Source organism: Actinosynnema sp. ALI-1.44 (genome assembly GCF_001984155.1).
Classification (GTDB): domain Bacteria; phylum Actinomycetota; class Actinomycetes; order Mycobacteriales; family Pseudonocardiaceae; genus Kibdelosporangium.
In genome coordinates this window covers 19,964-45,441 of the sequence record NZ_MTQO01000042.1, presented here as the reverse complement: position 1 = coordinate 45,441, position 25,478 = coordinate 19,964, and the positions used below count along the sequence as shown (strand labels likewise).

The 25,478-nt window shown below is 68.7% G+C and carries 5 protein-coding genes (1 of these 5 cut by a window edge); all 5 read left to right on the top strand.

The window, feature by feature from the left end:
• Window positions 1-2 precede the first annotated feature (2 nt).
• Window positions 3-2,558 carry a hypothetical protein gene (locus ALI144C_RS16530; RefSeq protein ID WP_076988017.1) on the top strand — a complete coding sequence of 852 codons (2,556 nt, stop codon included), beginning with the start codon at window positions 3-5 and terminating at the stop codon, window positions 2,556-2,558.
• Complete coding sequence (locus ALI144C_RS16525) at window positions 2,558-5,830, top strand: right-handed parallel beta-helix repeat-containing protein (protein WP_076988016.1); 3,273 nt, start codon at window positions 2,558-2,560, stop codon at window positions 5,828-5,830. Before ALI144C_RS16530 ends, ALI144C_RS16525 begins: the two co-directional genes overlap by 1 nt.
• Before the next feature lie 109 nt (window positions 5,831-5,939).
• Entirely contained in the window at window positions 5,940-6,350 is a 411-nt protein-coding gene (locus ALI144C_RS16520) for a YbaB/EbfC family nucleoid-associated protein (RefSeq protein ID WP_076988015.1), read from the top strand.
• Between the two features lie 12 nt (window positions 6,351-6,362).
• A complete protein-coding gene (locus tag ALI144C_RS16515) occupies window positions 6,363-7,337 on the top strand; it encodes a hypothetical protein (protein ID WP_076988014.1) in 975 nt (324 codons plus the stop codon).
• A gap of 46 nt (window positions 7,338-7,383) precedes the next feature.
• Window positions 7,384-25,478: the 5' end (the start) of a DnaJ domain-containing protein gene (locus tag ALI144C_RS16510; protein WP_076988013.1), read on the top strand. Its footprint extends 18,412 nt past the window's final position; only the first 18,095 of its 36,507 coding nucleotides appear in the window; its start codon is at window positions 7,384-7,386; the stop codon falls past the right edge of the window.

Below are 25,478 nucleotides of genomic sequence, written 5' to 3'. Positions count from 1 at the left end.
TGATGTCGGCACGGTCCTCATTGGCCTCGTTGCGCAGGCGTCGCCGTGGCGACGCGGGGTTCTCGCTTGCCAAGCACACGGTTGGCAACGCGCTCGTGGTGTGCCCGGAGGACCGGATGTCCGCCGAGGCGCAGCAGTTGGCGATGTCCGTGGCACCGGACACCGAACACGAGATGGTCGTCGTCGACCTGCCTGCCGGGATGCCGGTCGCGGCGTGGGACTCGGTCGCGCAACTGCTGCCAAGACACCGGCGAGGGGTCCGGTTGATCATCGGCGGGCGGTCGCGGGAAGCCACCGCGCTGACCGGCCAGTGGCTGTCGGAACGGATCGGCCGCACGGTCGTCGCGCCGGACGGTGCGATATTCCGCGGTACCGGCGGGACGTTGTTCGTGCACTCGGGCAAGGGCAGCGGCTGGGTCAAGTTCCGGCCGGGCCGCGCCCCGGAGTGGGACGCGAAGCGGTTCCCCCGCCCGTCGTGGGATTCCGGCGCGGTCGACGCGTGGGCGACCAGTTCGGCGGGCATGGCCGACCCGATTCCCGGTGGGGTGTGGATCCACCCGGCGGCCAGTGACGCGGACCTGAGCGGGCACTGGTCGCAGTTGGTGCGCGGGATGCCGTGCCAGCCGGACTCGCTCACCATCGTGCTCGGCTGCCCTGGCCTGCCCGCGCTGTCGCTCGACGACGTGTCCCGGTTCTGGCAGCGCCTTGACGAGGGCGTCCGCGACAAGGTGCGCTTCGTCCAATATGGACCTGTCCGCGTGTCGGACGGCGACACGCTCGGGCAGGCGCTCGCGGACCTGCTGGGCGCGCGAGTGGTCTGCTACCCGGGCATGCCGGTCGGTTCGCCCGCGGTCCCGGCCGTCTACACCGTGTGCGAGGACGGCGGACTGGGGTGGCAACCGTTTGCCCGTGAGCTCGCGTACACGCCCAAATCCGACGCCGAGTTCCGCTCCATGCCGAAGTTGCTGAGCCACCGCGTTCCCGTCGAAGGCGTCGAGCAGGTCACCCCCGGGGTCTACTGGTACACCCCGGACGCGGTTCTCGAGGTCGTCCAGTCGGGACTGTGGATGCGGCCACGGCAGGACCCGCAGAACGCGGACGCGGTGCGTGCCGAACCATGGCAGAACGAGGTCGCGCTGCTCGCCTTCGACGCCACCGACAGCGCGATGTCCGAGCGGATGCGGCTGTTGGCGCAGGACGTCCTGGCCCGGTTGGATCCCGCGACCCGCGTCCGGTGCCGACTCGTGCCCGCTTCGGACCTGGGCCGGGGCGTGGTCCGCGTCATCGGTCCCGCGCGGGGTGAGCTGGAACCGACGTCGGACCAGCCGGTGTGGTCGTCGACCGAGACCGTCCGCCTGGCGGCCGTCCTCGCGGACTCGTCGGCAGAGAGCCCGTTGGCCGAAAGGTCGGTGACTGTCAGCACCGCAGTGGAGAGCCAGGTTCCCGAGGTGGCACTGGACGAGGGCCCGGCCGAGCGCACGGTCGCGATGACGACAGTGGCCCCGTCCCCACCCCCTGCCGACAAGGCCGCCGCTGACAAGGCCGCTGCGGTGCCGGAACCGCCCGCGGTGACCGGACCGGCGTCGGCGATGGCGATCCGGTTGGAGAGCTCGGTCGGGGCGAGCTTCGACGAACCGGCACCTCCCGCACCGGTCGGCGAAGCGACCACCGCCGAACCCGTCGCGCCGCAACCGCCTGCGGCACCACCGAAGAACGAAGCCCCTGCGGCACAGCGCAAGCAACCCGTGCGACGCCAGCCGACGCCCGAGCGGGCGGCCTCCGCGCTGGCGAGCCACGACCTCACGCAGGAGCGTGCGTGGTTGCGCAAGACGTTGAGCCGCGACTTCGACACGATGGCGCACTCGGTGTCCCGGATCCTCTCCGAGCACCCGGGGTTCCAGGGCGACGCCCGCTCGTCCGCCGACGTGCTGGCCGACACGGTGGCCGTGCAGCTCTACCTCTCGGCCCGTGGCGAGTCGATCGACCAGGCTTTGCGCACGGCTGCCAACGGGCCGCACGTGCCGTTCGCCCGCTGCGTGGTGTCGGGGTTGACGAGGCTGCCGTCGCACCGCGGCGCGACGATCTTCACCGCGTCACCGGCCGAGGCGCAGTGGCAGCTCTACCGCCAGCGCAACCTGGTGACCGACTGGAGCTTCATCCACGCGCTCACCGAACCGGGTCCGGACCAACAGGGCGACACCGACGTACTGGTGTGGTCGATGACCGCCCGCCGGACCAGGTTGCTGGAACCCGGCGGCGCCGACCAGGTCGACAACCGCGTGGTGTTCGTGCCCGGCACCAGCTTCAAAATCCTGGAGTTGGCCGGGCCGCAGGCGGACGGCACACGCGGGCGGATCCTGCTGCGTGAGCTCGCCGCGTCCGAGATCGACGAGAACGGCCGCGTCGACACGCGGGCATCGCTGGACGAACTGGGGCTGACCTCGTTGCGGCAGTGCGTCGAACGTTGGGCGAGCGCACCGCTCAAGGGCGCTGTCGGCGAGTCGGCCGCGTCCCGCTTCGGCGCCATGCCGGGACTGGTCGGAGAGGGTGACGGGTGATGAATCTGCTGGTAGTGGGCGGCGACCGGGCGGGGGCGTACCCCACGATCGGTGCCGCGCTCGCGGCGGCCCGCGACGGCGCGACGATCAGCGTCCGGCCCGGTCGGTATGAGGAGAACCTGGTCGTCTCCCGGACGGTCAGCATCACCGCCGACGAGGGCGCGGGCACGGTCGAGGTGCACGCGGCCACGGACAGCGTGCTGATCGTCGACTCGGAAGGCGTGCAACTGCGCGACCTGTGGCTGTCCTGCGGGGACGGCGAGGTCGCCGCGATCGACGTCCGGCGTGGGGAGGTCGCGCTGGACGGCTGCCGGGTCACCGGGTCGTCGTGGGCGGCGCTGCTGACCCGGGGGACTGGTTCGCTGGCCGCTCGTGGTTGCGAGGTGAGCAACGCGGGCGGCGCGGGCATCGTGATCACGTCCGCCGCCCCGAGCACTGTTGAGGACACGGTCGTGACCGACGTGGCCTCCTCCGCCGCGGTGGTCGGTGAGGACGGTTTCCTGACGCTGCGGCGGGTCGAGGTACGGCGGCCGGGTGGCAACGGTATCTGTGTCAACGGCCGCGGTCTGTGCGTGGTCGAACAGGGCACGATCACGGAGTCGGCCAAGCCCGCGATCGTCGCCGAGCAGCAGGGCAGGCTCACGATCAACGATCTGACCGTGCGGGACGGCGCGAACGTCGACCTCTACCTGACCAGCACCGGTTCGATCACGATCACCGAGTCCACTTTCGCCGGTGCCGCCGCGCAGTCCGCGCACATCGCGGGGACCACGAAGCCGTCGCTGCGCGGCTGCACCTTCACCTCGGCCGGTCGTTGCGGCGTGCAGGTGACGGGTCAGGCGTCGCCTCGGTTGATCGAGTGCACGATCGAGGATTCACCGCTCGGGTTCGTCGTGGACGCCGAAGCCTCGCCGTACTTCGAGAACACCGCGGTGCGTGGCTCCACCGAGGCGATCGGGACCGTGGCCACCACGTCGACCGCTCGCTTCGCCCGTTTCCGGGCATCCGCGACGACGGGTGCGGGCGTGCTGGTCCATGACGGCTCGGTCGCGTTCGACGACACCTCCATCGAAACAGGCCCGGCGGCCGCGCTGGAACTGGCCGGATCGGCCCGCGCGACACTCACCGACGTGCGGATCGCCGCGGGCGCCGACGCGGCCGTCGTGCTCACCGGCACAGGGTTCGCCGAGCTGACCTCGGCGCTCCTGCGGGGCGGCGGTCTGGACGTCGGCGCCGGTGAGGTTTCGTTGCGGGACAGCGAGATCGTCGACGCGACAGTCGACGGCATCAGTGTCGCCAATGGCGGCAGGCTCGTCGGTACCCGTTGCCGGGTTCGCGGCGCGGGCAGGCACGGCATCCGCATCGCCGACGGCGGCAAGGCGGAGCTGGTGGAGTGCGAGGTGCTGGACAGCGCCGAGAACGGTGTGCACCTGGAGACCACGCAACCGGTGCGGCTGAGCCAGTGCGTGGTGAAGAACAGCGGTGGCGAGGCGGTCCGGCGTCCGTCCGTCGAGGACCGGGCGGTGGTCGAGAACCTGGTCACCGACGGCGCCACTACGGTATCACCGTCCATTCGGGACGAACCGGTACCTGTGGAAACGAGTTTGCGTGAGGCTGGTGGTGCCGTGCTGGACGGTCCGTTGGCCGAGCTGGACTCGTTGATCGGGCTCGATGGTGTGAAACAGGAAGTGCGTAGCCTGATCAACCTGATCAGGACGTCGCAGATGCGGCAGGCGATGGGTTTGCCGATGCCGCCGATGAGCAGGCACCTGGTGTTCGCAGGTCCTCCTGGTACCGGTAAGACCACGGTCGCCCGGCTCTACGGCGCGGTGCTCGGTGAACTGGGCATCCTCAAGAGCGGGCACATGATCGAGGCCGCCCGTGCGGACCTCGTCGGCCAGTACATCGGCTCGACCGCGATCAAGACGACCGAGCTGGTCACCAAGGCGCTCGGTGGGGTGCTGTTCATCGACGAGGCGTACACCCTGACCGCGGCGACCGGTGGTGTCGGTCCGGACTTCGGTCAGGAAGCCGTCGACGCACTGATGAAGATGATGGAGGACCACCGCGACGAGCTGGTGGTCATCGTCGCGGGTTATTCGGAATTGATGGAGAAGTTCCTCCAGTCCAACCCCGGTCTGGCCTCCCGGTTCACCCGCACGATCGAGTTCCCGAACTACAGCGTGGACGAGTTGGTGACGATCACCAGCAACCTCTGCGGCAAGCACTACTACGAGCTGACCGACGACGCGGTGGACGCGCTCGTCGAGTACTTCACCCGCGTGCCCAAGGGTGAGACGTTCGGAAACGGCCGCGTGGCGCGGAAGTTGTTCGAGGCGATGATCTCGACCCAGGCGTCGAGGCTCGCAGTGGCCCCGCCTACGCGAGGCGCGGACTTCAGCAGGTTGACCGCTGAGGACCTGGCGCCGCAGATCGCGATGCTGGAACAGATGCCAGTCGAGCAGACGGCTTCGTCCGACCCCTCGGACGATCCCACCTCGGCCGTGCGGGACAGCCTGGCGGGACGGCGGTTGTCCGGACTGATCGGGATGGACCGGCCTCGCCAGTCGGCGATCGCGGCGCTCGTGTCGTTGTGCGAGCGCCGCAACCAGCGCTGGGCGCTGGGGCAGTACGGCAACGCGGTGCTGACCGGCCCGAAAGGCAGCGGCAGACGCGAGTTGGCCCGGTTCTACGCACAGGGACTGTCCGAGCTGGGGCTGGTCGGCATCGGTCAGGTGGCGTACACCTCACTCACCGAGGACCTGCGGCCCGAATGGCCCGGGCAGGCAGAGACGTTGACTCGCAAGGCATTTCAGGACGCGCGAGGCGGAGTCATCGTCGTGGACGTCGACGCCATGGGAGAGCCGCAGCAGGAGGAGGCAGAGGCGCTGCTGGCCGCACTGCGCGAGCACACAGCGGACCCGGTGGTGGTGCTGACCGGAACCCGCGCGGGTGTGGAGCGCTTGTTCGGGAGGGTGCCGCAGGTACGCGACAGCTTCGGGCAATGGTGGGAGATCGAGGCGTACACCTCACTCGACCTTGCCACGATCGCTGTCCGGTACCTGCGCGACCGCGGCCACGAGGTGCCCGACGACGTGCGCGGCGCGATCCGTGGCCACATCGAGCAGTCCGGCGAGTGCACGGTGCACGGCGTCCACCAGTTCGCCCGGCACCTGGCCAGGCTGGCCGCGTCGCGCACGCTAGCCGTCGCCGACGTCACCGGGCTGGCCGGGCTCGTTCCGGCCGTCGAAGGGTTCGCCTCGGTCGGCTGAGATGACGGTCCGGGCAGTTGCGCTGCCCGGACAACTCCCGTTGCGCCCTCGCCCAGCGAGATGGCGCCGGTTTGGCGTTGACTTGATCGGAACACTGTCAGGAGGTCGCATGTCCGGAGTGGATCGCCGCAACGTGGAGATGTTGCGCGACGAGTACGAGCGCCAGGTGACGAACCTCGCGGAGATGCAGAAGCGGATCAGCGAGGTTTCGGCGACCGCGGTGTCCCCGCGCCGCGAGCTGTCGGTCACGGTCGGCCCGCAGGGCGTGTTGACGGAGCTGAACTTCCTGTCCACCGCGTACCGCCGGTTGGCCAAGAACGAGTTGTCCGCACTGGTGATGAAGACGATCGCCGACGCGCGGGCCAAGCTCAACGACCAGCTCGCCGAGATCATGACACCGATGATGCCGCCCGGCCTGGACCTGAAAGCCGCGCTGGAGGGCAAGGTCAGCGCCAAGGACCTGGCGCCGGACGAGTCCAGGCTGCCACCACTGCTGCGGGAACGCCTGAACCGAGGCTGAGCGGAGGACGAGATGAACCAGTTCTGGGTCGACCCGGAGAGCCTGTCGCGCACAGGCGAGGGCTACAACTACGTGAAGGACCGGCTGACCTCGCTCAAGCGCACGTCGGGCGACCTCGGCTACCGGTACCAGGCGAGCTTCGGTGACGACGACGTGGGCAGGGAGTTCTTCACGAACTTCCAGGACGGCCAGAAGATCTTCGTCGACGGCGTCGACAGCCAGGCCAAGCGGATCGGCTACGTCGGCGACGGCCTCAACGAGAACGGGCGGATCTACGGCGCCGCCCGCGACGATGCCGAGATAGCGGCGCACAGGTTCAGGACCGCGGCGGAGAACGGCCCGGCGGACAGCACCAAGAAACACTATGTGGACGGCAAGCCGCCTGTCGGGATGACGATGCGCAGCGACGGGGACGCGCCCGACGGACAGAAGACACCGTTCAACAAGGCGGTGTCGAACAAGATAGCCGTGGCGCGGGACGGCGGCGGCGCGGTACCGTCCAAAAAGGGCATACCACCGCAGAAACCGAACCTCGGCGTGGAACCGAACAAGAACTTCGTGAAGTCACAGCGGCCATTTCCCGGGTCCTACCCGTTGCGCGGAATCGACAGGGAGAGCCTGCAGTTCCGGTCACCGGAGATGATTTCCGCGCTGGGCCTGCACGCGCTGCGCGAGAACGAGCAGCCCATGGTCGGTGGTCGTCCCTTGGAGCCGGGACAGCGCATCGTCAGCGCGACCGAGCTGCCGGGCGGTGTGGTGTGGATCGGCATCGACCGTTACTCCAGCATCACCCCGTTGGGCCCCGACAGCCTGACGCTCCAGGACCCGAACGACCCGAACGTGTCGTCGCCGTACCCGGTGGACGGCAAACAACGGCTCTTCCTCGTCACGGTGAATCCGGAAGCGACGGACAGGCCGTACAACGAACAGGTCTTCATGGAAATCCGGGGCAACGAGAAACCGAGTTACTACCGCTACGACAAGTAGGCGAGTGATCCGGCCGGGTTCGGCGAATCGAATGGTGTGGTGAACGATGGGTGAGATCCAGATCCCCCGGGACGGCTTCTGGGCGCCCATTTACTATTCGATGTACGTCCTGGCCGAGAAGCCGCCGTTGGTGATCTCGCAGCACATGTACGCCCTCGCCCAGGAGATGCGGGACGACGCGGGCAACCTCAGCGGGATCACGGGCGGCGTCAACGAACTGAGCGGCCGCGTCTGGGGCACCATCAACGGCCAGACCGCGGACGCGTTCGCCAACCACATCAAGGGAATCACCGACCCGGTCGAGGCGCTGAACCTGGCGGCGGCCTACACGGCCGACCTGGTCGACGAGTTCGGGCTGAACGGTGAGGAAGCCGAGTACGGCATCCTCACCGCGCTCGCGATCTTCGCGGCCGGGATCGCCGCGTGCCTGGCGTTGGGGTGGCCGCAGTTGATCCCCGAGTGGATCGCCTCCGGGCGGGATGCGGTCAGCAAGCTCGCGAACATCGCCAACCAGCAAGCGCGGACGCTCAGCGGGTTGCTGAAGAAGGCATGGGGTCCCCTCAACGAGGCCCTCCAGGAAGGAGCCGAAGCCTCATTGCCGCAGGGGATCACCACGCTGAACGGCAGACGCAAGGACGGCTGGGACGTGAAGGCCATCTTCGCCGAGGCCGTCGTCGGCGGGCTGACCAGGCTCCTGCACGGTCCGGCGTACAGGCTGATCAAGTTGAACAAGGATCTCGACAACTTCGTGAAGAAGCCGATCGGGACGGGACAACTCGACGCGCTCACGGAGATGCCCGCCGAAGTGATCGGCATCGGCATGTTCTACGGTGCCGAGGGCCTTGCCAACCTCGACATGCTCCAGACGTGGGTGTCCAGCTCCGCGACGAGCTCGATCGAGCGCAAAGTCCAGATCGACGCGGTGAACCGGTACATCGACAAGCACGGCGCGCCACCGCCGTGGATGATGAACAAGCACGGTGGCCCCGGACCGAACATGCCGCGCCCGGAGACGCCCGGCCAGACGGACTCGAAGGTCCCCGGTGGCGAGTCGAAGGTGCAGGGCGGGCCGGACACGAGGATCACCGGTGGTAAGCCGGACTCGAAGGTGCAGCCCGGACCGGATTCGAAGGCGCAGCCGGGGCCGGGGCCGGATTCGAAGGTGCCGCCGCTCGTCACCGAGTCGAAGGTGCCAGGTTCGAAGGGGCCCGTCGGCGGCGACACACCGGATCGGCAAGAGGCCCCACCACCTCCGTACCAGCCTGTCGAGGCACCGCCGCCGTACTCACCGCGTGGCGAAGCACCACCCAAGCAGGTGTGGAACGGCCAGCAACCGCCGCCCGTCCAACCACCGGCTGGATCACCGCCCGCACAGCCTCCGGCCGCACAGCCTCCGGCCGCACAGCCTCCGGCCGCACAGCCTCCGGTAGGGCAGCCACCTGTGGGCTCGCCGCCTCCGGTGGCCGGTCAGCCGCCAGTGTCCTCACCTGCTCCGGTACCACCTGTCCAATCGACGCCCGTCGGTTCACCGCCCCCGGTTTCGCAGCCTCCCGTGGGGTCCACACCTCAGGTGCCGACACCGCCTGCGGCCTCACCCCCTGCGGTGACACCGGTTTCGGCGCCGCCTCCTGCTGCCGTGCCGCCTGTGGGGTCTCCTCAGGGTTCGGCTCCGCCGCCTGGATCGGTTTCGCCGATCGGTTCACCGCCCGCTGCCGCGCCACCTCCCGCGGCTGGGCCTGCCTCGGCGTTGCCTCCCATTGCTGCTCCGCCTCCTCCTGCTGCTCCGCCTCCCGTCGCGCCTGTCTCGGCGCCGCCTCCTGTGTCCGCTCCGCCTGCTGCTGCGCCGCCCTCCGGGTCGACGTCGCCTGTGGGTTCGTCGCCGCCGTCTGGGGCTGTGCTGTCGGGGAACACGTCGGTTTCAGTGCCACCGCCCGCCGCCTCACCGCCCGCCGCCCCGCCGTCTGGGGCTGTGCTGTCGGGGAACACCTCGGTTTCGGCACCCCCGCCTGTGCCGCCGCCTCTGCCCGCGCAGCCCGCTGGGCCGTCTTCGGTCTCGGCACCGCCTGCCGGGAGCCCGCCGTCCGGCAACACACCACCTGTCGGGTCGACCCGGCTCGAGTCCCCGGCACCGGAGGCGCGTTTCGACTTCACGTCGGACGTGGATCAGCGGGCCAAGATGGACTCGTTGGTCGAGGTGCTCACCAGCTCGATGGAGACGCGCCGTGAGGACGGCTACCTGCCACCGGTCGTGATGGTGACGGGTGCCGACGCGCATGTGGTCGCCGACGAGCTCTTCAAGCACGGCATCGCCGCGACGGCCGAGCCGGGTCGCGGTGATGGCGCCGACGTGTACGTCGACTGGACCCTCGATCGGCCTGCCAGTCACCCGTCCGAGGTGATCCTGAACGACCAGTCGTGGCGGCACAGCACCGCGACGAGTGCGTCCTGGTTCGACGCGAAGAAGGACGCGGCTCCGTCCACGGTGATCGAAGAGGCCGCGAAGACGCAGCCGATCTCGGGGCACGTGCGTGGTGAGCAGGGCGCACTGAACACGGCTGGCACGCCGTCGTGGCGAGGACCGATCGGTTACGACGTCCGCCGGTTCGAGGTGGAGCACGAGGTGCAGCCAGGCGTGCGGGTGAAGGTGCCGGTGGAGCACCACACCACGAAGCTGTACCTCGAACAGGGCAATGCCACGCCCGAGCAGATCCAGGCGCTGCGGGAGCGCGCGAAGACCGGCGTCGACGAGCTGTACAACCACGGCTACCGGATGGCCAACGGCCGCCAGTTCCACGTGTCCGTCGAGTTCGTGACCAACCGGGCCGAGGCGCACGGCGTGGTCGAGGTCGGCGAACCGGGCACTCGGGTGAACCAGCTGCATTGGCCGGTGGACGCCACCGTGCGGCAGTTGGGCCACGAGGCAGGCCACTTCCAGGGCATGTTCGACGAGTACCTGTCCAAGGACGACGTCAGGCCCGTCTTCCAGCACCAGGACGGCAAAGGCCGTGTCGTGCCGGACAACGGCCCGATGACGGAGGGCCTCGAGCAGCACGACATGACGTTCAAGCCCCGCAACCTGTGGCTCATCGAGAACCGGAGCAAGGAGTTCTGGAGCACCTCCGACACCGACTTGTCGGCTGCCGACAACTACCCCTCGCCGCCGGAAGCCGAGGTACCGCCGCCCAGCGCACCGCCCGGCACGGATCCGGAGGCGTCGTCCAGGAAACGGCGGCGCGTCGACGATCCGATCGACGACACCCCGCCGAGCACCCAGCTGAAGAAGCTCCGGCTCGACTTCGGCCACACCAACAGCGCGTTCGACGAGTTCACCGCAGGCCCGGCGACGTCGGTGACGGCGGACAACTACATCGAGACGCTGACGGAACTGGTGGACGACAACCGGCCGATGGCGTTCGTGGTGAACGCGATCCTGCCGCACGGCAAGGTCGAGCAGATTCCCGCTGTGGTCGAGTCGATCATGCGCGGGGCTCGCGGGTTCGACGGCCGGGTCGGGTTCGTGTTCGGGATCAACGCGAAGGACGGCAAGAAGAGCGCGGACCAGATCGACACCGCGCTGGCCAAGGCGAAGACGCTCATCGGCGGTATCGAACACCCGGTGGCCGTGGTGGGTCTCACCTTCGACGGCAAGGGCGGTTTCCCGTTCGGGGCGGTGCGCAACGACACGCTCGGGAGCGTGCCGACCCGAACGCTGTCCGAGGCCTTCGTCGGACAGGGCATGCACCCGTACATCTCCGTCCAGGACTTCGACATCGGGGGACGCGCGGTTCCGTCCGGTGCGCACGTCTTCAACCACTTCGAGAACAAGTTCAAGCCCGAGGCGCCTGAGGGTCGGCCGACGCGGCCGTTGCTGTTCGCGGGCGGCTACCGGACTGTCGACGGCAGTCCGGAGCTCACCGGCAAGATCGCGGAGGACATGCGCGTCAGGGACCGGTTGGCGTCGACGCACCCGCTGCTGCCGTACACGCCGGAACCGAACCTCTTCTTCGACGCGCTCCCTGTGCTCGCCGACAACAACGACGACAACAAGATCGGCAACAAGGACACCAGGAAGAAGGACTTCAGGGAAGTCGGCGGAATCTGGTTCAGCGCGACCAGCGGTGAAGCCGCGAACCTCGTGGACGCGATCGCCTTCTGGAACGCCAAGGAGTTGGCCGCCACCCATCAGCCGACGGTCACCGAGTTCATCAATGACCTGTCACCGGAGCAACGCCAGGAACTGGCCGGGGAGCTCAACGAGTCGTTGGAGGACTTCCTCGACGGCAACGACGTCAGCTCGAACACCATCCTCGACGAGCTGTTGGACAATGCCGGTGCCCAGTTGGCCGCCCAGGTCCGGATCCACGCGTTGGACGTGGCCAACGGCCATCCGGATCCGCGTCGCGGTGACATGTTCCACCTGGCCGGTGACCGGCTGAAGGAAATGGCCGCTCGTGAGTACGCACGTGGCGGTGACACCTCAGATGCCACGGACGCGCACGACGATCTGGTCCCCATGGCACGCGTTGACGTCGCCGCCAATGTCACCAACGCGGAGCAGTTGTTCGCTTTCGCGGAATCGCGTACGGAATCGCTGCGGACCAACGCGGAGAACCTCGCCCACCCGATCCGGGGCAAGTCGTTCGACGCCGACTACGTGGGTGCCGCGGTCGAAACGGACCTGGCTCGCCTGGCCAAGGAGTTCAAGAAGACAAAGACCGTTCTCCAGTCGCATGTCGCGCTCAACACGGTGCCCAACCGGTTCTACGGGCTGAGGGCCGACAAGGAGGGCACCAAGCCCTCGGCCTACCGTGCGGAGTTCCCCGCTCTGGACCACGTGGACCGTGAGCCGTTCCGGCCGTCCGACGCCACGGCGGCGAACTGGCGGCCCGCGTCCGACGAGCACGGACATTGGCTGGGCGATCAGGAACACAACAACCTGAGCATGGCGTTGTCCGCCCCGACTGGTGTCGCCGATGTCACCGCGGGTGTGCCCGATCAGCACAAGGTGGTCGCCGCGCACAACATGGCTACCGCGCGTCAAGACATCGTCGTGAACCGGATCCTCGGTTACGTCAAGAACGAGGTTCTCGGCACGGCGGGCACCGACGTGGCAGTCGGCAGCCTCTACCACGGTGTCGCCGACGCCATCGGTGACGGGACGGACGCGAACCGGTTGCGGCAGGACGTCATCGACACCGCGATGCGCTCCGCTCTGCCCACTGTGGACAAGAAGGGCAACGCCAACGACCGCAGGGACCCGCACGGCATCGGCGTGCACATCGCGACGAACCCCTCGCACGACGGCGACCTGTTCAACGCGTTCGTGCAACGCGACCGCACGGACGCGGGCAGCAGCGAAGCGACCAACGCCGTGCACACGGTCGGGAAGTTCGTCGCCGCCCACATCGGTGCCAACCTGGTGGTGCACACACCGGACGGCAAGACGGTCACGTTGACACCGTTCGGCGATCCCGTCACCGATGACGTGCACGTCGACCAGGTCGTCGAGAACGGCAAGCTCAGCTTCCGCCCGCACCAGCCGACGAGTGATCAGCTCAGTGGTTCGACTGCCGACGACTACGTCGCACGCGTGCAGGGTGTCAACCAGCCCAGGTTCACCGCCGGTTACGACACGAACTGCCTGCCGCGCGCCATCCGGACGCTGAATGCGGCCGCGCATCCCGGCCGGGCGAGCGAGTTCGTGGCCGGACCGAGTGGTCCGGTGCACCGCGACCAGGTGGCGAAGACCGGCCTGCCGCTGATGGCCAAGCAGGCTGGCGGCTACCAGGACGTTCAGGCGTACCTCAACGGCGGGAAAGGCCGTCGTGGGCTTGTGTACGCGGACCTCGGCGGTGGGAGGGGGCACTTCTTCGCCGTCGTCGAACGCGACGGGAAACTGCTGGGCGACGACGACCAGGAGGGCAGTGAGCTCTGGCCGGATTCGCCCGTCGAGGTGTGGTTCTCGCCGCACGCGTCAGATGAGGTCCTCACGCCGGTGTACACGCCGGTGGGCAGCAGGCCCGACCTGACCGGCAACGGCAGTTCGGACCCCACCGGGTGGGGTACGGGCAAGTCGCGGGACCCGCGGCCGGACCCGCGGCGGCATCCGGCTTCGTCGTCGAAAAGCAGGCAAGAGCGGGCGCTGGAGCACGACGCGCGGTCGCTCGGGGTCAGCACGGAACGGTACGCGCAGTTCACCAAGCTTGTGCCGGACGGGCAGTCGCATCCGGCGGTCGTGCGCAGCATGGCGGAAGGCCTCGGGGAGGAGCCGCGGCGTCTGGTGCGGCTGTCGGTGGCGCTGGGAGTAACACCTGCGGCGTTCATCGACGCGGCGCGGGACATAGGGTTGTCCGACCCGAAGCCGGTGTATCGGCTCGTGCGGGCGATGCCAGGGGTGTTCGGTCACCCGCGCCAGGTGCGTGTGCTGGGCCCGCACCTGGTGGAGGTCCTGCGTCAGGCCGACAACGACGCCACCGAGTTGACCGGAACGGATCTCGCCGACAGGCTGCGGGAGAACCTGCACCCGTACGGGGTACGGACGAACCACGACCTCGGTTATCTGACCGGTTTCGCCGACCGCATGGGTTGGAGCTCACGGGATCTGCCTGCGTTCAGCGCTTTGAACCGAGCCGGTGTGCCGCTGGAGTTGGTGCACGACCTGCCGAACGACTTCGCACGCGAGCACTTCGGCCGGGTGCGGGATGTGGTCGCGCGCTCCCGGGACACCGACCTGTACCTCAACGCGCTGGCTCGGGATCTGGGGCTGCCGGACAGCGACATGCTGCGTGAGGTGGCCGCGCAGTTGCGGATCGAGCGGCCGGAGACGTTGGCGCTGCTGCGTGAGGAAATCGGTCGTGCGACGGCGGGGGTCGAACACTACGACGGGGAAGCGGGCGACGCGGACTACGCGACGGCGGTCATCGCACGGATGAACGCCGACGGCCGTCTGAGTGAGCGCGTCGCCCACATGCGCGATCCCGCGAACGCGGATCGGGTCGCACGGTCCGTTGCCACCGCCATGTGGCAGAACCCTCGTTACCTGCAGCATTTCGCGCACGACATCGGACTGCCCAACGGTCACGTCGTGCACGAGGTGGCCAGGCTGCTGCGAGTGGACCGGCCGGAGTCGTTGGTGGCGTTGCGCGACGACTTCCAGCAGATCGCGGCGCCGCCGGGCTTCGTCACCGGTGACGCACGCGGAGAGGCGCGGCGGATCGTCGGCGAGCTCGAAATGGTACTGGCCCAGCTGGGCATCGACCGCGATCGTTACGTGCAGTTGAGCACCCGGTTGGGTTTCCCGGTGCTGGCGCTGGCGAAACTGGTGCGCGGCAGTGCGCATTTCCGGTCGCTGGCCGAGCGGTTCCTCACGGAGACGCAGCACTTCAAGGTCAGCGACAGCGCGATCGAGTACGCGGGGCTGTTGCGCGAGTACCGCGCTGCGCGAGCACTGAGCAGCCAGGTCCGCCCCTACCGACCCGGATCGCAGGTGAGCAGCGCCAACCCGACCATCAGGCAGTTGCAGGAATGGCATGACAACCGGCCAGGCCGGTTCATCCTGCACGGCGACGCCGAAACTCACACGGTGGTCAGGCAACTGCTCACGGCACAGGGCAACGACCGGCTGCCCAGCTACGCGGAAACGACGAACGCTCCGCTCGAGCCGAACCGGCTGGCCGCCGTCAGTTGGACGGACCTGCCGTACCAGTCCTCGAACATGGTCGAGCGCTGGTCGAAGCGGCTGGAGATCAGCAAGCGAACGGTTGCCGAGCTGGCGAGGTCACCCTGGTTCGTGCCCGGTGATGTCGAGAAGCTGGTCCGTGCGGGTGTGCCGGTGGACGACGTGCTGCGGATGAGCGAGCGCCACGGCAGGGTTCCGGCGGAGGTGCCGGGTTTGGCCGTCCAACTCGGAGTCAGCCCGCGGTACTTGGCCGACCTCGCCAACGAGTTGCAGGTCGATCCGCGTCACCTGGACTGGCTGTCGGGTCTCCTGCACTCGGCGGACTACGGCCAGGAGAAGATCAGTCCGCGGGATCTCGCCAAGCAGCTGCGCGACCATGCCAGGACTCATTTCCAGGTGCACGAGGACGAAGTCGTGCGCCCGCGGTGGGTCATGTGGTTGTTCAGCCATGCGGCGCACGAACTGGGGCCGCGTGAGGCGGACCAGTGGATGAACGGCTGGTGGGCGAAGCAGATCCCCGGCATCGAACCAGCCACTGTGGTGCGCGACGCCGGACGGACGTCGTGGTTCGACTACGGCAGCGCGGTGAAGCTGCTGTCCGATGTGGATGTCGAGGTCGACGGGGACAACTTCCGCACGGTGCGGGACCTGGCCGTCCGGTTGGGCAGACTGCCGAACGAGATCCCGGACATCGCCAGGCAGGCCGGTGTCCCCGCCGACAAGTTCTTCAAGCTGACGGCGCGGCTGCACGCCGACCCGCGCGGGCTGTTGCCGTTCAAGAGCCTGATCCGCAGCCTCAAGGACGGCGGGACGTGGTCGGGGCTCGATCGCGAGAGCCGCGAGGCGGTGGAGAAGGTGGCGAGGCGGCTCAACCGCCTCGGCCCGAACGATGGGCTCGACACCAGCAGCCGCCAGGCGATCGACGAGCTGATCGAGCACCTCAGCCAGGGCGAGGCGCGGGTGGGGCTCGACCGGGAGAGCCGCGAGGCGGTCGACAAGCTCGTGGCGTCGCTCGACCGCGACGAGAGGAGATCCGGGCGCCGCAGCCGTGAGGCGGCCGAGAAATTGGTCAGGAGCCTGCGCGCGGAACGCAGGACCCGTGACGCGACCGAGCAGCTGGTCGCCGACCTGGCGGTGGCTCTGGGACCGGACTGGGACTACACCAGGGTGTTCCGGTTCCTCGGCGAGCGGATGCCGTCCTCGCGTGAGCTGGGTGACCGGGCCGGTCTGCTGCGCGCGGCCAGGGAGTGGAGCGGCCAGACCACCGAGTCCGGCCGGTCGTCCTCGTCAGCGTCGCAGGCGTCGTGGGAGCAGATGGCGGCATTCGAGACGCTGCGGGAGAAGAACTGGTTCGACCAGTCCGACTTCGACGTGTTGGTGGAGAGTGTCGGGCGTGAGCACGAGCGGGCGGCCATCGAGCTGAGCCTTGCGCTCAACCGGATCCCGCGCAACCTCGCCCGGGCGGCCGACGCGGGCAGCATGCGGACCCAGCCGCTGACCCCACCGCAGATGCTCGACGTGGCCCTGCGGCTCAAGACGGATCCATGGGATATCCGCGCGTTCCTGCTCTCGCAGTACGTGACAGTCAAGTCCGGGACGCAAGGCCTGGCGGACGCGGTTGTGGCGCAGTACCCGAAGTGGGAGCAACGGCAGCGAGACCGACTCGGGATGGTGCAAGGCGAGTCGATCGCGCGGGTCTTCAGACATCTGACCGACCACGGCCAGACGTTCGCCGACCTGCCCGGCGACGACGCCGCTGCGGCGCGGTGGATGCGGCGACAGCGGACCGCCGAGCAGGTCGGGCTGGACCCGGCACTGATCGAGGCGGACGAACGGGACGCGCCGTGGCTGGATCACGTCGCGCTGTACCGTCTGCTGCCCACGCTGCGCCTTGCGCAGACGCCCGACGACATGCGCGAGGCGCGGGACTTCAGCCGACGGATCGGTCGGATGCCCGATGACCTGCCGCAGTTGGCCGCGTCGGCCGGGATCACCGTCGTCTACGACCTCTACCGCGTCGCACAGCGGATGGGCGCCGACCCGCGCGCGCTGCTGATGTTCCCCGGACTGGTCGACGCGCTCAAGTCGGACAGCTCCGGCCACGACAGTTCCGATGACGATTCCGACGGCGACGCCGTCGAGTACCACAAGGAGGAGACCGAGACACACGTCCGGCTGCTCGCCGGGCGGCTGGGGTGGACCGCGTCCGAGGTGTTCCGGTACATCGCCGATCGCCGCCCCACCGTGCAGGAGTTGGCGGAGGCAAGGCGATTCGCCAGGACCTGGCGGCCGTGGGACCGCGACGGCAGCGCGTTCTTCCAGGAGGCGCGGGCGTGGGCGACGACCCACGACGTGCGGCCGGATTACCGGTTCATGGCCGCGGTGGTGAGCCCCGACGAGTTCATGGCCATGCGTCGCGACCCGGCGGTCGACCCGGACCAGTTGCGCCAGGCCGTCGACTCGCTCGGGATCAGCCGGCTGCCGGACATCCTGACGCTGGCACGCACGACCGGCGTGGTGCGCGGCGAGATCGGTGCACTCGCCGGCGAGATCGCGGTGGACGCCGCCGAACTGTTCGACGTCTCGGCGCAACTGGAGGTGGACCCCGGCGACGTGGTGGCCTTCGTGCAGTCGGCCGGTGATTCGGTGCGGCGCACGGACGGCAGCCTGGACAAGGCGAAGGTCGTCGCCGGGCATCGGAAGTGGGAGACGCGTCAGCGCAGGCGGCTGGGTCTCGGGGGCAACGACTCGATCGCGGAGGTGTCGCGCCACCTGCGGCGCGCGGGCGGCCCGCAGACGTTCGCGGCACTGGACGCGATGCCCGAAAGCCAGGCGCGGCAGGAAGTCGACGGCGTCCGGCCGAGACTGCGCACGCTGGTGAACCAGCGGTGGGAGGGACGCTTCGGGCTGACCGCCGACATGATCGAAGCCGACCAGACCCAGAGGCCGTTCGTCGACTACCGACGGATCGTCGGTGCGCTCGTCACAGCGGATTCGGAACTCACCGCGGTGGCTTTCCAGGATCAGCGAGAAATCGCGCGGTCGATGCGAGTGAATCCCGGCGACGTCGGCGAAGAGGCAGCCCGGCTGGGAGTGCCGGTACGGCTGGTCAAACGCCTGACGTTCGACCTGAGGATCGACGCGCGCGGGCTGGTGGCGTTCAGTGACCTGTTGCGCACGGCACACGGCACCTTCGGCAGCGACGGCGGTACCACGTCCCGGTACGCCGAACTCAAGAGCGCCATCCGCGACCGGGTCCAGGTGTTGCGCAAGTGGTTGGTCTGGGACGACCACCTGGACGTGCACAGCTTTCTTTCCACGCTGCGACCGACGCCGCAACGCGTGGCGACGTGGATGGCCCACGGCGGCCGGCTGGTGCGCGACAGCGGGATGCCGCTCATCGAACTGTTCGGTGCGGCGGCCCAGCTGAACACCGATCCGGCGGACCTGGCGGCGTTCGTGAGCTCGAACGGTTCACTGGTACGGGACGAGAACGACGAAGTCGACTTCTTCGAGGTGGTCGACGAGTACCCGGCCTGGGAGCAGCGGCTGCGGGAGCACCTGGCCCTGCTGCCGGACGAGTCGATCGGCGCGGTCGCCGCGCTCCTGCGCAAGCGGCAGTCACCGGTGACCTTGGACTCGTTGCGCCGCATGACACCGAGCTACGCGCGGAAGTTCATCGCACTGGCGAGGAGCAAGGGCGAACTGGCGGATGTCCACGCCTCGGCGCCGACCGCCGCCGAGGTCCGTGCCTACCTGCCCACAGTGGGACTGTCGACGAAGCCGAGCATCGTCCGCCGGATGCGTGCTTACACCGCAGGCATCGGGCAGCTGCCGCGACTGCGTGAAGTGGGTTCGGAACTGCGCGTCGATCCCGCCCGGCTGTACCGGCTGGTCACCGCGATGGGCATCCGGCCGGAGCACGTGCGCGCGTTCCCCGGCCTGATCGCGAGCTTCAACCCGGTGGGCCCTTCGAGCCAGGAACAAGAACAGGAACGCGTACAGAAGCTGGTCGCCGCCCTCGCCAGGTGGCTGGGTTGGCGGGAGAACGACGTCTACGAGTACCTCGACCAGAAGCGGCCGTCGTCGGCGGAGATGACGGCCGCCAAGGGCTACGTCGATTCGGTGCGGCCTTGGGCACAGCCGGAGGGACGGCGAACGGGGAGGATACCCGCGCTGGTGAAGGACGCCCAGCAGTGGGCGAAGCACAACGACGTCCAGCCGGACTACCTCGCTGTCGCGGCGATCTCGACTGACTTCAAGGACCTGCGGGGCCAGTGGTGGGTCGACAGCGCCCAGTTGGCGCAGGCGGTCGACACACTGGACGTCAAGCAGTTGGAAAACGTGTTGCGACTCGGCCGGTTGACAGGGCGGATACCCGGCGACATCACCGAGCTGGCCACAGCGGTCGACATGCGTCCGGCGGACCTGTTCAACGTCGCACTCGGGTGGAACGCGGACCCGGCGGACGTCGCGGCGTACGTGCGTTCCGCGGGCGATGCGGTGCTGGACCACCAGGGCCGTGTTGACGTCGACGAGGTGCAGCGCGAGTACCCGCGGTGGGTTGGGCAGATCCGGGACCACCTGGGGTTGTCGGCGAACGATTCGATCGCGCACGTCGACGAGCGCATGCGTGAGCAGGGCCGGACTTTCGCGGACCTGACCGCGATGTCGGAGGACGACGCGCGTGCGCTCGTCGTTCCCCTGCGGTCGGAGTTGGTGGAACTGGTCCGGCAGCGGTGGGGCACCAGGATGGGCTTGACCGACGAGCTGATCACGAAGGACGTGAGCGAGACACCGTGGCTGGACTACGCCGAGGTGTTGGATGGCCTGTCCCAGCTGCACATCTCGCTCACGCCGGAGGACTTCCGGGACTTCCGCGCGGCGAGCGTGGCCATCGGTCGCGTCCCGGTGGATCTGGCGCAGTGGGCGACTGACCACGGCTTCGATTGGGACGTCGGGTATCACCTGACTGTCCAGTTGAAAGCGGACTCGCGTGCGCTGGTGTCCTTCGAGGACCTCATCGGTGCCGGGAGCAGTGAGGATCTCATCGTCGACGGCCACCCGTCGCGAGCGCTGAGGCAGGTGATCAAGGACATCAAACGGCGAGCCGACCGGGTGGCGGACGGACTCGGGTGGACGCGTGCCGACGTGTTCCGCTTCCTCGCCGACCAGCAGCTGTCGCCAGCCGAACTGGCTCGGCTGAAGGCTTCGGACACGCGGGTGCGGGACTGGGCGAGCAAGAACAAGCTGCCGCCGGACTACCTGGTCAAGGACGGTGGCAGGTTCTCACACCTGAGGACCGAGCCGTGGTTCAAACCGGCCGACCTGACCAGCGCGTTGGACGCGGTCGGCCGGGTGCACGTGCGGACGGTTCTGGGACTGTCCCAAGTGATCCGCCGGGTACCCAGTGATGTGGGCAGCCTCGCGACCGAGATCGGCATGGACCCGTACAAGTTGTTCGCGGGTTCGGTCCGGCTGGTGGCGGATCCCCGGGAGATCGCGGCTTTCGTGCGTTCGGTCGCTGTCGTGCGGGACGAGCAGGGCAAGGTCGACCTCGCGGACGTGGTCGAGCGGTATCCGGGGTGGGCGGCTCGTCAGCGCGACCGGCTGAGGTTGCCCGAGCGTGGGGCGCTGGCCCTGGTGTTCGATCACATGCAGACCGGCGGCCAGACGTTCGCCGATCTCGACCGGATCACCGACGACGACGACGCGGCGTCGGTGCTCGACCCCGTCCGGGACCTGCTGGCAGCGGACGCCGCGCGCCTCGCAGCGGGCAAGCCGTTCGCCGCCGAGTTCGCCGAGACCGGGTACCGGGACCTCGTGTTCCCCGCACTGGTGCACGTGAACTTCGGCTACGGCCAACCCGGTCGTACGCAGAACTGCGGTCCCGCGCTGGTGGCGACGCACAACACGTGGAAGGCCTCGTCGGACGGTGTGCCACGGCCGGTCGAGGCACAACCGTCACCCGGCCCGGTGCGGACGGCCAGAGTCGAGAAAGCCGTCGGCGGGATGTACCTGCCGATGCGCGGCGGGTACGACGGTGTCCGGCACTACATGCGAACCGAGTTGCGCGGCGGTCAGGGTTCGGTGCTGACAGGGCCGGACGAGGACAGCGTCGGCCACACGATCAACGTGGTGCACGACCCGCGGACGGACCTGGTCGAGTTCTTCGACGGCACGACTGGGCAGTGGCTCGATCCGCGCGGGTCGGACGTGCAGGTGTGGTTCACACCGCACCAGGACAAGATCGTCGCACTTCCGGCCGATGACACGCGGGCGGCCCGGGTACCCGGTGACACCACCGGCGAACAGCGACCGGACCTGGTGGGACGTCCGCCGAAGGCCCCGCACGTCTACAGCGGCAAGGACGACGACAAGGTCGTGGTGAACTTCACGCGCGATGACGTGAGCTTCGTGCAGACCACTCGCCAGACCGGTGCGTTCAAGGTGAAGGGGATCTCATACCGGACCGCGGACTCCACGGCGGACGAGTGGATCCAGGGACTTCGCGACGGCAAGGTCCGCATCGTCCGCACGATCCCCACCGAGGGCGTGTCCTCCGCGCTGGACGGCCGGACCACGCGGCAGAACGCCGTCGTGGACTGGGATCTCGGTGACACGCAGATAGTGGTGATCGAAGGCAGGAGCACCGAGCGGCACGCGCGGTACGCGGTGCAGGTCGACTCCAAGGGTGGTTCACGCCGGGTCTGGGTGAACTTGGAGGCGGTCACGCGGCTGGTGGGCGGATCGAGGGGCATGGACGGCAAGAGCCTCTTCCTCCTGGTGACGGGCGACCGTGGCGGGAGGGCCGCGAGTCACCTCGCCGAGCAGTTGGTCAAGGCCAATCCCACCCTCACGGTGCACACCGGCAAGGGGCCGATGGTGGCCATCCGGGAACCCGGAGGGTACGTCGCCGTGCTCGGCAACGCCGGGATGATGACCGTGAGCATGGTGCCTGTCCCGGGTAGCAGGAGCGGACGGGAGCGACTGGAAGCTTTCACCTGGAAGGCGAGTCGCTTCACCCCGGCTGAAGTGGCGGCGATCAACCAGTTCGAGAGGACACCGCCTCCGCCGCGTGCCGAAGCCGGTCCGTCCGGTCGTTCCGGTGGCGCGCCCCGGCCGTGGGCGGCGGACTCCGGGCCGCAGGAGGCGCCCCGGCGGCACAGGCGGTCCGAGTCCGGTCCCCAGCCTGCGCCGAGGCCGGAACGTGATCGCGGTGGCCGGTCGCGGCCGGAGGCGGGCCCGTCGCGTCGCGCGACTGCGAGGGCGTCGAGTCGCGCGCCGCGGCCGAGCAGCTCGCCGTTGTACACGGCTACGGATGCCGAGGGGCAGGTTGTCTTCGGGTACGACGACATCGTCAAGGCGTTCCTCGGCGAGGCCGACCTGAAGGCGATCACCTATCTGGTCGGACGCGGTGTGCGGGACGTGCGGGACTGGCTGGCCGAAGTTCCCAACCGCACCATTCGCGTGGTGCGCACGCTGCCCGAGGACACTGTGCGAAGCGCCATGGCCAGAGCTGACGTGTGGCCCGGCGCGTCGACGGTGTGGACCTTGCCCGAGTCGACGCTGGTCGTGTCGATCGACAACACCTCGGAACGTCCCTCGGTGTTCGTCGCCGTCGGGGAGCGGATGGTTCGCGTCGACGTGGACCGGCCGACGGCCGCGAGCATCGTGGTGGACGCGGTGGCCGTCCACGGAGTCCAGAACGTGCTGCTGTTGTCCGGCGACCCCCGTGGGCGGTTGGCCACGCAGATAGTCGAGTTGAACTCGAAACTCCGGGTGCTCACCGGGAACGGCCACATGGCGATGGGGGCAGGCGGAAGCATCGTCGTGCTGGACAACGGTGGAATATCGCAGGTCTACATGACGCGCGACACGCGCGGCGCCGAGTTCCTCCACAACGAGTCTTTGGCTGACACGCGGTTCACACTGAACGAGATCGCGCAGATCCGTGCACAGGAAGCGCCACGTCCCCAAGCACCGCCGAGGGCTGCTCATCCGCGACCGGCTCCGTCACCGCCGCGGCCGGAGAACCCCGAGGCAGGGCCGTCGAACCGGCCCGGCGACGCCGGACCTGGTCCCAGGCCGGAGCCGTCGGGACAGAGCGACACAGCGGCGAAGGAGCCTTCCAGCGGCCCCGATGACCACTACAAAGTGCTTGGTGTCGCAACCGACGCGACGACCGAGCAGATCAGGACGGCGTACCGGAAGCTGGCTTTGCGAACCCACCCGGACAAGGTGCAGGACCAGCATCTCAAGGCGAAACGCCAAGAGGAGTTCCAGCGCGTCCAGGCCGCGTACGAGGTGCTGTCGGACGAGCAAGCGCGGCGGCGGTACGACCACCAGCGCGAACTGGAGGAACTGCGGAAGCGGTTCCGCACGCAGAACCCGTTCGACGGGTTGGGGCAGACTCGTGGCGATCAACCTGATCGGAGGCCACATCGCACGGACTCGTATCCGTATGGCGGGTACGGTTTTGGTGCCGCGCCAGCGGAAGTGCCGCTGTCGGCCGCCAACGCGCGGCCGGGTGTGGTGTCGGCGGAGACGTTCGCGGATGACCCGGCAGGCGAGCGTGAGTACCTCGACAAGCACTTCGCATACGGCAAAGGCGTCAACCACCACAGGTACGCCGCGGGCATTCCCGGATACACCTCGAACTGCGCTCCCTCAGCGGTCCAGACGCTGAACGCGGACGCGAACCGTGGCCGAGCCAACGAGTTCGCCGCCGCTCCGAGCGGTCCTGTGCACCGTGACCAGATCGCGAAATCCGGACTGCCGCCCATGGCGAAGCAGGAGAACGGCTACAGCGACGTGGAGAACTACGTGCGAGGCCGGGAACCCGGTCGTGCGCACGGGTTGGTGTACGCGGACTACGGCGACGCCGGTGGTCACTTCTTCACCGCGCACAACATCGACGGGGATGTCGCCTACTACGACTCCCAGTCCCACCGGATGGCCGCGGTGGGATCTCCGCTCCAGGTGTGGTTCTCCGCGAAGACGTCGGACTCGCTGCTTACGCAAGTGACCGCACCGGTGGATCTCTCCGGTGGGGCGGTGGCGCGGCGTGGCACGGTGGGGATCGGCCAGCCGACAGGATGGGGTGGGGGTCCGTCGAAGTACTCCGGAACGGACTCCCATGGCAAGCCGGTTCGGTTCATTCGCAACGACCTCTATCGACGGACTCTCGTCCAAGCCGAGCTGCGCGCGCTGACCTTCCTCGAGGACCGGGGTGTCAGGCACCGGTTGCAGGCCTGGTTGAGCAGCATTCATGACCGGTCGGTCGAGGTATTGCTCACGCTGCCGGGGGAGTCGGTGCTCGAAGCGTCGGAGCGAGCCGCGACGGTGGAGGGGGTGGTGCGGACCTGGCCGCTCCCCGGTTCCACCATGGTCGTCGCGGTCGAAGCCGCCGGGCGTGACACGTACTCGCTGCCGACCGAGCAACACAGGCCGGGCCCGATCCTGGTCGACGCCGACAGAGCGGGGAAGGTGCTCACGGACACCGAAAGCATCGCGCACGGCACGAAGAACGTGCTGCTGCTGGCGGTGCGGGACCCAGGCGGCGCGGGCGTGCGCCTCGCCAAGGAAATGGTGCGCCGGAACCACAAACTCACCGTGTACACCAGCGAAGGCTGGATCGCCACGTTGGCCGGTGGGTCCATCGCTGTGGCGGACAACCACGGAATGCTCGCGGTCCGGTGGGCACACGACAAGAAGTCCATCGTGGTGCGCAGCGTGGAGAGCACCCGTCTCTCGCGGGCCGCCGCCCAGCAGCTCCGTCAATCGACTGCTTCGCGTCCGTCGGTGAACGTCGACAGCTCGGAGCAGCCCGCTGGTCAGGGCGCGGAGTCGCAGGGGAAGCGCTCCTACTCGGGGCTGGACGACGCAGGGAACGCGGTCGAATCCGGGGGGAGCGGTGTGTCGGTGACCGGGTTCGTCCCGGACAACTCGGACAGGGAATGCTATCTTCCGGACGACGCCATCTTGGGCGATGTGCGGGGCTGGTTGGCAGGTGTGGCCGACCACGAGATCAAGCTGGTGTTCACGGTGCCGGGTGAGTCGGCCGCCGATGCCGTGCGGCACCGGGAGGGCCGGCCGCGGTCCGAGACGCCCGTTGTCGTCGACGCGCCGATCTGGGGCGTCAACGTCCGGGCGGACGGCAGGTTCGGGTTGAACCTCGGTGTCGGTGGACGTCAACGGATCTGGGTGGACGGCGCGACGATGGCGCGGGCCATGCGTGGCTTGATCGACGCGAGCGAAGGATCGCTTTTCCTGCTGGTGCAGGGCGATCCGCCACCCGGCGCCGGTCTTCGCCTTGCCCGGCAGTTCGCTGAGAGCGTGCCGGGACTCGCGGTGACCACGGGCGACGGGCCGATGGTGACCTTGGCGGACGGGCACCTCGCCGTTCTGGACAACGGCGGACTGGTGACCGCCACTCTGGCACCCGGCGACGACAGCGTGCA

Bases quoted from the DNA above. Each gene is read 5' to 3' on its own strand.
- ALI144C_RS16525 (WP_076988016.1), top strand. From the start codon at position 2,558: ATGAATCTGCTGGTAGTGGGCGGCGACCGGGCGGGGGCGTACCCCACG.
- ALI144C_RS16515 (WP_076988014.1), top strand. From the start codon at position 6,363: ATGAACCAGTTCTGGGTCGACCCGGAGAGCCTGTCGCGCACAGGCGAG.
- ALI144C_RS16520 (WP_076988015.1), top strand. From the start codon at position 5,940: ATGTCCGGAGTGGATCGCCGCAACGTGGAGATGTTGCGCGACGAGTAC.
- ALI144C_RS16530 (WP_076988017.1), top strand. From the start codon at position 3: ATGTCGGCACGGTCCTCATTGGCCTCGTTGCGCAGGCGTCGCCGTGGC.